Raw genomic sequence first — 13,136 nt, forward strand, 5'->3', positions numbered from 1 at the left:
CACGAATTTTCGTGTATAAACATAGATAAAAATGGCGGACATTAAACCAGCTGAAATTTCAGCGATTTTAAAGAAACAATTATCTGGATTTAGCTCTGAGGCTTCTTTAGAAGAAGTAGGTACAGTACTAGAAGTAGGAGATGGAGTTGCTCGTGTTTACGGGTTGACAAATGCTGAGTACGGAGAGCTAGTTGTATTTGACAACGGTTTAGAGGCAATGGTACAAAACTTAGAAGAAGATAACGTAGGTATTGTATTGTTAGGTTCTTCTGTTGGTGTAAGCGAAGGTGCTACAGTGAAAAGAACAGGTCGTATCGCTTCTCTACGCGTAGGAGAGAAAATGGTAGGACGTGTAGTAAATACGTTAGGACAACCCATTGATGGTAAAGGTCCTATCGAAGGTGATTTATATGAAATGCCATTGGAGCGTAAAGCACCAGGTGTTATCTACCGTCAACCAGTAACGGAACCATTACAAACAGGAATTAAAGCGATTGACGCGATGATCCCTGTAGGACGTGGTCAACGTGAGTTAGTTATTGGTGACCGTCAAACTGGAAAAACTACGGTTTGTATCGATACAATTCTAAACCAAAAAGAATTCTATGATGCAGGTCAACCAGTTTACTGTATCTATGTTGCTATTGGACAAAAAGCTTCAACTGTTGCAGCTATCGCTAAAACATTAGAAGAAAAAGGTGCAATGGATTATACAATCATCGTTGCGGCTAACGCATCAGATCCTGCTCCAATGCAAGTTTACTCTGCTATGGCAGGTGCTGCGATCGGAGAGTACTTCCGTGATACAGGTCGTCCAGCTTTGATTATTTATGATGATTTATCGAAACAAGCTGTTGCTTACCGTGAGATGTCTTTGATCTTAAGAAGACCACCGGGACGTGAGGCTTACCCTGGAGACGTTTTCTACCTTCACTCAAGATTATTAGAAAGAGCAGCTCGTGTTATTGGTGATGATGAAATCGCTAAAAACATGAATGATTTACCTGAGTCAATCAAACCTTTCGTTAAAGGTGGTGGATCATTAACAGCTTTACCTATTATCGAGACACAAGCGGGTGACGTTTCTGCTTATATTCCAACAAACGTAATTTCGATTACAGATGGACAGATTTTCTTAGAGTCTGACTTGTTCAACTCAGGGGTACGTCCTGCAATTAACGTAGGTATTTCTGTATCTCGTGTTGGAGGTTCTGCTCAAATTAAATCAATGAAAAAAGTAGCAGGTACATTGAAATTAGATCAAGCGCAATTCCGTGAATTAGAAGCATTCGCGAAATTTGGTTCTGACTTAGATGCAGCTACAATGAACGTTATTTCAAAAGGTCAACGCAACGTTGAAATCTTGAAACAAGCAGTTAACGATCCTTATACAGTAGAAGATCAAGTAGCTATTATCTATGCTGGATCTAAAAACTTATTGAGAAATGTTCCTGTAAACAAAGTAAAAGAGTTTGAGAAAGATTTCTTAGAAGCTCTTAACTCACGTCACAGAGATGTTTTAGATCAATTAAAAGCTGGTAAATTCGGTGACGAACAAACTAGTGTTTTAGAGAAAGTAGCTAAAGAATTAGCTTCAAAATATTAAGAATTTTTTGAAAGAGTTTAAGCTTGCCTAAAAGCTTATTCTCTTTCTGAATTATATACGTTTTCAAATGGCAAATCTTAAAGAAATACGCAATAGGATTTCTTCTATTGGATCTACAATGCAGATTACATCTGCGATGAAAATGGTATCTGCAGCAAAATTGAAAAAAGCTACGGATACGATTACAGCTATGCGTCCTTATTCAGAGAAGCTAACTGAGATTATTCAAAATGTTAGTTCTACTTTAGAAGGAGAGAATTCAGGTGTATATTCGCAAGTTAGAGAGGTAAAAAATGTATTGTTCATTACGGTAACTTCAAACAGAGGTTTGTGTGGTGGTTTCAATGCCAACATTATTAAACAAATTAATGTATTAGCGAATACAACGTTCAAAGGAGCAAACATTGATTTATTGACAATTGGAAAAAAAGGAAATGATATCCTTAAAAAATCATTCCACGTTGTTGATAACCAAAGTTCATTATACGATCATTTTGATTTTGATCACACAGCAGTTATTGCTGAGCACGTAATGGAAGCATTTGTGAATGAGAAATACGATTCTATTCAAATTGTATATAACCAGTTTAAAAATGCAGCTACTCAAATCGTAGTTACAGAGCAATTTTTGCCATTATTGCCAATAGAGACTGAAGCAACTGCAGCAGCATCTGATTATATCTATGAGCCTTCGAAAGAAGAGATCATCGAAACTTTAATTCCACTGTCGTTAAAAACACAATTGTTCAAAGCAATTGCTGATTCTGTAGCTTCAGAGCACGGAGCTCGTATGACTGCGATGCACAAAGCAACAGATAACGCACAAGAATTGAGAAATGAGTTGAAGTTAAGTTACAACAAAGCTCGTCAGGCTGCGATTACAAACGAAATTTTAGAGATTGTTGGTGGTGCAGAAGCATTAAACAACTAATCGAAACAAATTATACTTTTATAAAAAGGCGCTTTTTAAGCGCCTTTTTTTGTTTGTGTTAGTTTGTCTTGTCTTTTGTTTTTAAATGGCTTAGAAGGGTTTTAGAATGGGATAGAGGAGAGAAGATAGAGCAGAGAGGGATGAAATGAAAAAAGCTCGGACTAGCCGAGCTTTATTTGTTGTGTAGTTTATTTATTGAAAATAAATACTGTCAATTAGTAATTCATAAGTAGATGCGCTTCCGGTTTTTAAAGAGAAGACATCTCCACTGCCTGTGCTGTTATAGGCTGTATCACTTAAGTCGAGTGTCAATTTCACCCATTCACCGCCCGTATCAATGGTTCCATTGTATTGATTGGTGGTGAATTTAACAAGATCTAAATTCGTATTCGTTACGGTTCCTGCATTGAATGGATCATATCCTCCGGCGGGCTTGTTGACGTTGAAGGAAAGTGATTTTTTGTCCGACGTACCCTTAATCCAGATCACTAGTTTTGTCTTTCCTGCTGGTGCGTCTTTCCCATTGATAGTAAAGACAAAATCATTGGCTGTTGTTGTTCCGGAAAGTTTCATTGCATCCTTTCCGTTTCTTCCCTGTCCAGGCGCATGCGTAGCATAGGGTTTTAAACCATGTGTGCTTAGTTTACTGGTAAACTCCTCCCAATTGTTGAAATTGGCCACGATATCTGCAGGAGCTGGTTCTGGCTCTGGTTCCGGATCAACTGGTCCACCATCGTCTTCTACTGGTGTCCCATCCTCAAAGCGAATCTCATCAATAACTAAATCGTAATTGGCCCTGTTTCCATTTTTGAAACTGATGAAGGTTCTGGTGCCATCGGTGTGATATTCTCCGTTGAATGCGCTTAAATCTAAAGTGATTTTTACCCATTTTCCTTGTGTATCAATCTTTCCGTTGTAACTATTGGTCGTATTTTCAGGATTGTTCTCCATTGGCGTTTCATTGGCCTGAACAACTTTACTGCCAGATACGGCATCTAAGTTATAGGCTTTGTAATTGATACCATTAGCTCTGTGAATGTTGATCGATAAAGATCTTTCTGAGGTTCCCTTCAATAAGAACGATAGCTTAGTCGCATCTTTTGGCATTTTTACTTTTTCTACAGAGAAGAGGTAACCATTTTGTTCTCTTGACCCTTTAATAGCTAAACCAGTTGAATTCTCCCATCCTTGACCTTCTGCCTTAGTCGCCATTGGATCACTCAACTGATTGTTGAAAATCACGCCTAAGAAATCCTCCCATTTTTCGAAATCTGCACCTGGAAAAGCTAAGAATTTACCTGGTTTAACTTCTTCTTGAGCAAATGGATCACCTTTTAGATTAAAGTCTTCTACTACACGAGGATAAAATTGAATCATATCGTTGAAGATGTCAAATATACCCGTAATCGACCCACTGTTGGCTGGAATTTCATAGGAAACAAAATCCGTAGCATATTGGCTCGTTCTGATGTAAAAAGAATTGTTGTTCTCATCAACCACTTGTCTCAAGGTTTGATACTGTGCATCAACATCTTTTTCGTCATACAGTTTTTTTCCAACGAGTCCACGAGCGAACTGTACATTCGTTACAGTGATTAATTTTCCTTTGTATTCTTTTTTGTTTTTTATTAGTTCCGCTAAGGTTACCGTATTGTTGTATTTTGTGATGTCTGCTTGTTTGCAGTACTTTCCAACGTATTGAGGAATCACGTCTTTTGAAATCGTTGATGTGTATTTTCCATTTTGTATACCACCGCCTAAATTAACCATGCCTTCGTTATTGTGGATATAAAGTCCGCCTAGTTTTACATAAACAATCGTTCCTGGAGGATAGGTCACATAGGCAGCTCTATCTGCAAGATTGACGATGATGGGCTTCTGTGTCGTTTCATCAACAATATGGATTTTGTTGTAGAAATTACCTCCTTTATCACTAGAAACAACTACCCCTTTGAGGATGTCTTTGGCATCTCCATTATAAGGACCCACTTGTGTTGGGGCAGTAAGATAGAGGTCATCGGTTGTTTTGGTTATGGTCACTTGGGGTTCGTTACAATTCAATGAAGGCACTGAAAAGTCGTCATTCTTTGCACAACTAGCTACGAAAAAAGTAGTAAGTGCTATAAAAAATATGGATTTAAATATTGTTCTCATAGTAAAAAGAATTAGAAGTTGTAGTAAACATTAACGGAGAAGTTACGCCCATAACCATAGAAATATTTGTTGCCAAATAAGTTGTACGGCCCGCTATTTCTAGCAACTTCTTGTGCGTAGTTCGCATTTCTTGCTTGTTCAAATCCTCCTGTTTTGTATTCTTTGTCAAAAACGTTGTTGATTGAGGCGAAAAATCCGATGATCGATCGATCCGGCATACGCCACGATTTACCTCCTGTAATATTGACGATAGTAAAATCGTTTAACTTTTCTTGTTTTAACACATCGCGTAGTTTATCTTCTGTCAATCCTTCAAAGGGTTGCCCTGAATTATTCGGATCTAAAACGAAATTTTGCGTTCTTCGAATAGCAGATACTTCTGTATAGGCATCCGCTAAATAGTTGATGTTCGCACCAACAAACCAGAATTTAGGGTCTCTATACTCTAAGCCTAAGGATAAGGCGGTTTGAGGACCATTGGAAAGCTTGTATTTTTTGAGTGAGGTTTGTCCGTAATCAAACATACGAGCTAGGTTATCTGAGGATAGATAAACATTTGGATTATTGGTGTAAAATGCCTGTCCTAAAGCTGCTGCGGCTGTCGCTTTTAGCGTTTGGGTGATTTGGTATTCCGCTCCAATTTCTACACCTAACTGTCTTTTGTTTATCCCTGTGATAATTTCTGATACAAAAGAATTTCCTCTGTTGTACAAGCTGCCATCCTCATCCGTTAATCCTAAACCATCTCCAAAGTAATAGTTGATTTTTGTGCCGTTTTTGGTCTCTGTCAAATATCCTGTCACTCTTGCTTTAAGTAGAGGTGTTCGCAAAATATAGCTACCATCTACGCTAAAAATATCTTCGTTGCTCAAATTAGGTACAAAGAAATTATTGACGCGTATGTTGGCAAAGGTATTTCTGATGGAAGGCGCCTGATTGATGTAAGCAATATTAAAGTCTAAGGCGTGTTTTCCTGTTATATGAAAGGTTGCCCCTCCTTTAAATCCAAAATTATTGAAACTCTTGTTCTCACTTTTTCCATAGGAATCATTCATATACACAGGATTTTTATACATCCCTTCTCTTTGATATGAAGTATAACCAATGTTTTGAGCCAAGTAGAAATCAAAATAATCATAATCAAAAACAACTTGAGTAAATACGTTAATTACATCAGCAGAAAGTTTGTAGTTATAGCCAAATTTATCTCCTTTTTTTACTAGACGGTTTGGATGATTGATGTCTTTGTCTTGAAGACCAGAATCCTGGTAGGTATCAATGTCTTTGAAATATTCTCCCCCTAACAAATCGGTTAGTTTTTGGTAGTTGTTGGAGTGAAGTTTGCGATAATTTACTCCAACGTCAAGGGTTGTATTGGCGTTAATCTTCGTGCGGAAGTTAGAGTTGAAAGACAGGATATTTTCCTGTTGTCTATCTTCATATAGAATAATTTGACTTCTCCCTTTATTGATAGAATCACTATTGATCCCGTAGATATAGTTCCAATCTACTTGACCATCTCGACGAAAGGCCGCTCTACTTTGTTCGGCTTGTCTTAGGTCTGCAATCGTATTTTGTTTGAAAGGGTCATGATCATCTAAGGCATTGAATTCGTCTTGTGACATACTCCAATAGCGAGGATCAATTTTCGAGGTATGAAAACTCGGTAAATGTTGGTAATAAGTTGGGTCTGGATTCAGGTTGTTTTGATAACCAAAACGACTATCGGCAATATGTCCGAATTGATAAGAGGCCGTTGTCGTTAAGCTACTCTTTTCATTGATGGTCCAATAATGAGAGAGCATGAAAATAGGTTGTTCTACATCTTTGTAGCGTGAATTTCTCTTGTCTCCCTCTTGCCAACCCCAATAGGAATTGTATTTTTTGCCTTTAATATCAGCTTGTTCTTGGGTTAATGGCGAATTCTTCGCTCTTTTATTTTTAGCATAAATGGCGGAAAAATTCAAACTGTGGTTTTCGTTGAATTTCTTTTCAACTGCGGCAAAGAAAGAAGGGGCGTGATAATTACTTCCCTCCCAGTAGCCTTCTTTGGCTCCTCGATAAGACCCAGAGAATACATAGGCCCATCCTTTTTTATTTAAACCAGAAGAATGAGTAAAAGTTGGTCGCCAATTGTAATTGGTATTAGTTCCTGTAAAGGTTGCCCGCGAACCTTTTCGAATATGGGAGGCTCGCGTAGAAATGGCCTGTGTTCCCAAAATACTACCAAAGGTATAAGCAGATGGTGTAGAACCCGATGAAAACTCTTGATTGCGCATCACGTCGTTGAGTCCGCCCCAGTTGCTGAATTGTGGACGACCATCTAAGACGCGATTCATCTCAATTCCGTTAATCAAGGTCTTTCCGTATTCGTTGTCTAGTCCCCGTACTCTAAAGAAAGCCTGCCCCCAGTTGAATGCTGCAACTTGTTGGAACGGATCCTTAGTGGCTTGTAATAATCCTGAGGATGTATCCGAACTGGAGTTGTCATCACTCAAATCATTTTCATTCAGTGTGATAAAGCCTATTTGAGCTTGTGTCACTAAATCTTCTTCTATGAAAATGTCGCCCAAATCAATGGTTTGATTCGCTTGCGCTTCAATGGGAAATTGTCGGCTGATAAATCCAGGATAGGATATCACAACAATTTGATTGCCCATTTGATTGTTTTCCAGAACAAAGATTCCTTCACCATTGGTTAAAGTGGAAAGATTGGAGCCAACTACTCGTGCCACTACAGCATTGATAGGGGTTTGAGATTTGGCGTCGAGTACCTTCCCTTTAATTTCGTGATTGCTTTGTGCATACGTAAACGTCGATACTACACCAAGCAAAACAAATAAAAGTTTCCTCATAAGTGCGATTTAATATTAAACTGCTACGTTGAAAAAGTCGTGTACTTTTCCTAGTAAAGTTAAGTTTTTAAGCTAAAAATAACTATTTTTGTAGAGAGTATTTTTAACAAATTAGGTTAACTTAGTAGGAATATGGTAAGAAAATTGGCTTTAATACTGATTTGTGCTTGTTTTGCGAATAGTCAAGCGCAAGAGAAAAAATTTCAAATTCACACCATTGCATTTTATAATGTAGAGAATTTGTTCGATACCATTCGAGATCCAAAGATTTACGATGAAGAATGGACACCAGATGGTGCCCAAGCCTGGACCAAAAAGAAATACGAAAAGAAAATCAACAACCTAACTCGAGTGATGTCTCAAATTGGGACAGATGAAAATCCACAAATGCCAACGATTATTGGGGTAGCAGAAGTGGAAAACCGAGGAGTGTTGGAGGACTTGGTAAAGGCTCCTTCCATGATTCCTGGCGATTATGACATTGTGCACTATGATTCCCCAGATCGACGAGGCATTGACGTTGGATTGTTGTATAGTAAAAAACATTTTATCCCAACCAATACATCTGCTCATCCGCTATATATTTATGATCAACTCAAAGACAATAAACGCATTTATACGCGTGATCAACTCTTGGTTACGGGATTATTGGATGGAGAAGAGGTGCATTTTATTGTCAACCACTGGCCTTCAAGAGTAGGTGGTGAAAAAGCAAGTAGTCCAAATCGTGAAGCTGCCGCAGCTTTAAATATGAAAATTATCGATTCGCTGCAAACCATTAATCCCAAAGCAAAAATTATTACGATGGGGGATATGAATGATGGACCTTATAATAAAAGTATCAAGAAAGTACTGAAAGCGGAGGGAGATCGAAAAAAAGTGCAACCTCAAGGACTATTTAATCCCATGGAGAAGATGTCTAAGGATGGTTTGGGAACATTGGCCTATCGCGATGCCTGGGATATTTTTGATCAAATGATACTGACAGAAGCTTATCTAACCGAGGGGTATGATTCTTGGAAGTATTGGAAAGCAAGAATATTTAAAAAACCTTTTATGGTACAAGAAACGGGACAATACAAAGGATATCCGTTGAGAAATAGCAACAGTGAACCGGGATATAGTGACCACTTTCCAGTGTATATTTATCTGATAAAACAACAATAAATAGTAGAGCGGCTTTAAGCCGCTCTTTTGTTTTATACGGATATGTTTGACTAATTATTCTCCTTCTTCAAATCGAATTTCATCGAGAATCAAATCGTAATCACTGGGAATTGTTGCCGTTTTACCACTAAATCGAAAGGTCAAAAAATCTCCTTCCCCTGTTGTATTGTACGGAATATCTTCTAAGTCTAAAATGACTTTAATCCATTGTCCTTGGGTGTCGATAATGCCTTTGTATTTATTGACATTGCCCTGTTGGTTGGTGTGAGTAGTAGGCACAATTATTTTGCTTGTGCTTAGGTGTTCGAGATTATAGGCAACATAAAAACCATCGGTTTGATACAGATTAATGGATAAGGATTTGGCGTTGGCAGTTCCCTTGAGTAAAAAGGAAAGAGCTGTAGCACCTGGTGGAACTTGAATATTAGTCAGTGTAAAGGCGTTATCTGTTTTTGTAGGGGAACCTCGAAAGGCTAATCCCGTTGAATTATTCCACCCATCTGTTGGAGCTTGCGTGGCAAATTTTAATCCAGGACGTTTCAAGATAGAGAGAAAGTCTTCCCAGTTTTCGAAGTCTGCACCTGCAAAGGCTAACGATTTTCCAGGTTCAACGAGAATCTCTTCTTGCTCTTCTGTTTCATCCGTCTCTTCTGGTGTTGAAGTTTCAGAGCCAAAAGCAGGTTGATTAAAGCTAATATCGGTGGATACTCGAGGATAAAATTGAAGTTGCTTGCCATATAGATCAACAATCCCTGTTAAGGAGCCACCTTTTTCCGTTATCACATAATTTGCGAAATCCTTGCTTAATTTACCTGTTCGGATGTATATACTATTTCCTTGTTGATTTACTACCTTTCGCAGCGTATAACCTTGAGGATCTACAGACTTTGCATCATATAGTTTTTTACCAACTAAGGAGCGATCAAATTGAACGTTTTCTATAGTAATCAATCGATTGACATATTTTTCAGGATTTGCTTTTAATTCCTCCAAGGATAGAAGAGTATTATAAGGCTCAAGGTTTACGGGTTCACAATATTTTTGGATATGAATATTAATAGCACTTTTGGAGATGCTCCCAACGTATTTATTCCCTGAAGAAGAAGTGTAAATACCACCGCCAATTGTTAGTTTGCCATAGGCATTGGTACAGTATAATTCTCCTAGAGTTAAGAGAATCTTTGTACCTGGTGGAAATACGGTAAATGAGGCACCCATCTCGATTTGAATAACTGCGGCTTGTTGTGTGGTTTCATCGACAAGATGTAGCTTGTTGTAAAAATTTCCTCCTTGATCACTGGACACAACAATACCTGACATCATATCTTTTTCATTTCCCGGATAAAGGCGAATGGAGTCGTTGGCTAGCCTATGAAGACTTTCAATAGTGGTATTGGGTTCTGTATTCGGATTAGTACAATCGAGATAAGGAGCCGAAAAATTGTCGTTTTTGGCACAACTCGAAAAGAAAAAAGTTAGTAAGCAGATGAAGTATATCGTTTTTTGTGTGGTTTGCATGGGTTGAGAATTAAAAGTTGTAGTAGAGTTGGATAAAAAAGTTTCGGCCATAGCCGTACCAATATTTATTGCCAAAAAGGGGGTGACCTCCTTGGGAACGGGCAATTTCTTGTGCATAAGTTGCATTTCTTGCTTGTTCAAATCCACCTGTTCGATAGACGGTGTTGAATACATTTTGAATAGAAGCAAAGAAGCCAAGGATGGAGCGATTGAGCAAACGCCAAGATTTACCGCCTTGAAGAGCTACTAAGGTAAAGGTGGGTAGTTTTTCCTGTTGAAGTACTTGTTTTAATTCCTTGGCCGTAAGGTCTTCATAGGGTTGCCCCATCTTGTCTGGATCCATCACAAAGTGCTGTGTTCGTTTGAGAGGGGCGACTTGTACAAATGCATCTGCTAGGTAACTAAGGTTGAGATTGACAAACCAAAAAGAAGGATCTCTGTATTCCAATCCAAGATATAAGGCTGTCTGAGGGCCATTGGCTAAGCGATAGTGCGCCAATTGAGCTTGGCCATAGTCTAGAGGACGCGATAAATGATTAGCGTATACATGAAGATTGGGATTGCTCAGGTAGAAAGATTGGTTAAGACCAGCAGCACTGCTTACTTTTAGGGTCGGACTAATTTGATATGCAATGCCTAGCTCTATCCCGATGTGACGCTTGTCCAGATTCGTGAGTACTTCCGAAATTAAATTCCCCTTGGAATCGTCAAGACCTAATCCTTCTGTATAATAAAAGTTTAGCTGAGTGCTGTTTTTTATTTGGGTCAAATAACTGGTTATTTTCATTTGAAATTTTGGATTCCTAAGGTTGTAATTCACATCAAAATGAAAGAGATTCTCTTGTTTTAAGTTTTGGATGAGGTTGTTGTTGACTCTTAGATTAGCAAAGGTATTTTGGAGGGTGGGTGCTTGATTGTAAAAAGCGAAATGACCACTCAAAATGTGTTTGCCTGAAAGGTAATAGGTAAAACCCCCTTTCATTCCCATACTATTGAATATAGCAAGCTCGCTTTTTCCGAAAGAAGTAGTGGCAAATACGGGGTTTTGGTATTGCCCTTCTCGTTGATAGGTGGTGTATTTTAGTGATTCAGCCAAGTAAAAATGCCAGTGATTGTAGTGAAAGGTGAATAAGGTAAATGCTTCGGCTTCAATTGCTTGATTTCGATAGTTGTATCCATAGGCATCTCCAACTCGGATTTCGCGATTTGGATTTCGCAAATCACTGTCGCGAAATTCTTCGTCTTGAAAGGTGTCAATGTCCTTGTAAAATGAACCCCCTAATAGGTCAATCGCTTTTTTGAAGTTTGTAGTTTGCCCTTGTCGGTAGTGGATGCCCGCATTAAGTGTTAGGTGATTCGTCAGTACACTGTGTAAACTAGTACTGGCGGATAGGGTTTGATTCTCTTGTCGATCTTCATAGAGAATAATTTTACTTTGCCCGCCAAAACTTTGATTCGTTTTATAGATGGAAGTCCAATCCAACTGACCGTTAGACTGAAAAGCAGTTCTAGCAAGGGATGCTTGATGTAAGGAAGCTTGTGTGCTTTCCTTGAAAGCATCTTGGGGTAGGGCATCAAACGCCTCTGGAGTTAAGCTCCAATAAATTGGAACTATTTGACTGAGATAATAACTGGGGAGGTTTCTGTAGTAGGTAGGGTCGGGATTGAGGTTGTCTTGATAGTCGAGCCTACTGTCGGCGGTATGTCCCCATTGATATCCCACTGTGGTTGTTAACGTATTCGATTCATTTTTATTCCAATAGTGTGTGAGCATGACTAGGGGTTCTTCTACGGCTTTGTATCGGGCGTTGCGTTTTTCTCCTTGTTGCCATCCCCAATAAGCGTTGTATTGAATCCCCTTGAGTGCGGTTTGTTCTTGTGTGTTAGCTGAATTTTTAGTGCGTTTGTTTTTGGCGTAGATAGCAGAAATACTCAAACTATGTTGATCGTTGAGTTTTTTTTCTACCCCAATTAAAAAGGAAAGGGCATCGTAATTCGTCCCTGTCCAATAGGCTTGCTTAGCAGCGCGATAAGAGCCCGAAATGGCATAAGCCCAATTGTTTTTGTTCAATCCAGAAGCATAACTACCAAAGGGACGCCATTGATAACTTGTATTGGATGCTGAAATACCGAGGCGCTTTCCTTTGCGCATTAAGGAGGGTCTTGTTGTGATGGCTTGTGTTCCTGCTAGACCACCAAAAGTGAAGGCATTCGGTGTTGAACCAGTAAAATATACCTGATTGCGCATGGCGTCATTTAACCCGCCCCAATTGCTCCATTGAGGACGTCCGTTTTGTATTTTGTTCATCACTAGACCATTGAGCAAGATTGTTCCATAGGCATTATCAAGCCCACGCATGCGATAAAAACTCGAACTCCAAGCATAAGCAACAGCTTGTTGAAAGGGATCTTTGGTTGCTTGTAGTACAAGGGCAGTTCCTTGAACTCCAGTATCGTCTTCGAGTTCATCTTCTGTTAAATGGATAAATTCAGATTGCGCTACCAAAGTAGTATCCTCTTTTTCTAAAGTTAAGGTCCCTAAATCTAACAGTTGGTCAGGATATAGAGACAAGGTAAACTGTTGTGTAATACTAGAAGGATATGAAATTTCAAGGGTACAATTACCTTGGATTTGAGTGGATAAAGTGAAAAGACCTGCGGCATCCGTTAAGGTATAGCTAGCAGTTTCTCTAATTCGAACCAAGGCTTCTTGGAGGGGACGATGGAATCGAGTGTCAACTATTTTTCCCTTGAGTTCTACTCGATATTGAGCCTGAGCAAATGTCGAGCAATGGGCTAGAAATAAAAGGAGGAATTGTTTTCTCATAGGGAGTATGGATTAAAAAATGGGGTTGAAATTGATTTATTTCTTATAAAGTTAAGTTTTTATTGAATTATTATTTAA

At 38.8% G+C, this 13,136-nt stretch carries 7 protein-coding genes; 3 read left to right on the top strand and 4 right to left on the bottom strand.

Annotation, left to right across the window (positions count from 1 at the left end; all coding sequences use genetic code 11):
* Positions 1-31: 31 nt before the first annotated feature.
* The gene (gene atpA, locus HX004_RS01095; RefSeq protein ID WP_286440478.1) at positions 32-1,606 is read left to right on the top strand and encodes a F0F1 ATP synthase subunit alpha; all 1,575 of its coding nucleotides are present in this window, start codon (positions 32-34) and stop codon (positions 1,604-1,606) included.
* Between the two features lie 67 nt (positions 1,607-1,673).
* Positions 1,674-2,537 carry an ATP synthase F1 subunit gamma gene (gene atpG, locus HX004_RS01100; protein ID WP_286440479.1) on the top strand — a complete coding sequence of 288 codons (864 nt, stop codon included), beginning with the start codon at positions 1,674-1,676 and terminating at the stop codon, positions 2,535-2,537.
* A gap of 192 nt (positions 2,538-2,729) precedes the next feature.
* Here the strand turns inward: atpG and HX004_RS01105 are convergent, their stop codons facing one another.
* Both HX004_RS01105 and HX004_RS01110 read right to left on the bottom strand, forming a co-directional pair.
* On the bottom strand, positions 2,730-4,691 hold the full coding sequence (locus HX004_RS01105; RefSeq protein ID WP_286440480.1) for a DUF5689 domain-containing protein: 1,962 nt from the start codon (positions 4,689-4,691) through the stop codon (positions 2,730-2,732).
* Between the two features lie 11 nt (positions 4,692-4,702).
* On the bottom strand, positions 4,703-7,546 hold the full coding sequence (locus HX004_RS01110) for a carboxypeptidase-like regulatory domain-containing protein (protein ID WP_286440481.1): 2,844 nt from the start codon (positions 7,544-7,546) through the stop codon (positions 4,703-4,705).
* 132 nt (positions 7,547-7,678) lie between these two features.
* Between HX004_RS01110 and HX004_RS01115 the strand changes: the two genes are divergently transcribed.
* Positions 7,679-8,713, top strand: coding sequence for an endonuclease/exonuclease/phosphatase family protein (locus tag HX004_RS01115; RefSeq protein ID WP_286440482.1), 1,035 nt, complete (start codon positions 7,679-7,681; stop codon positions 8,711-8,713).
* 54 nt (positions 8,714-8,767) lie between these two features.
* Here HX004_RS01115 and HX004_RS01120 read toward each other — a convergent pair whose 3' ends face one another.
* Complete coding sequence (locus HX004_RS01120) at positions 8,768-10,282, bottom strand: DUF5689 domain-containing protein (protein ID WP_286440483.1); 1,515 nt, start codon at positions 10,280-10,282, stop codon at positions 8,768-8,770.
* Complete coding sequence (locus HX004_RS01125) at positions 10,242-13,058, bottom strand: TonB-dependent receptor (protein ID WP_286440484.1); 2,817 nt, start codon at positions 13,056-13,058, stop codon at positions 10,242-10,244. Before HX004_RS01125 ends, HX004_RS01120 begins: the two co-directional genes overlap by 41 nt.
* Positions 13,059-13,136 lie beyond the last annotated feature (78 nt).

The organism is Myroides sp. 1354 (assembly GCF_030324495.1).
Taxonomy (GTDB): Bacteria; Bacteroidota; Bacteroidia; order Flavobacteriales; family Flavobacteriaceae; genus Flavobacterium.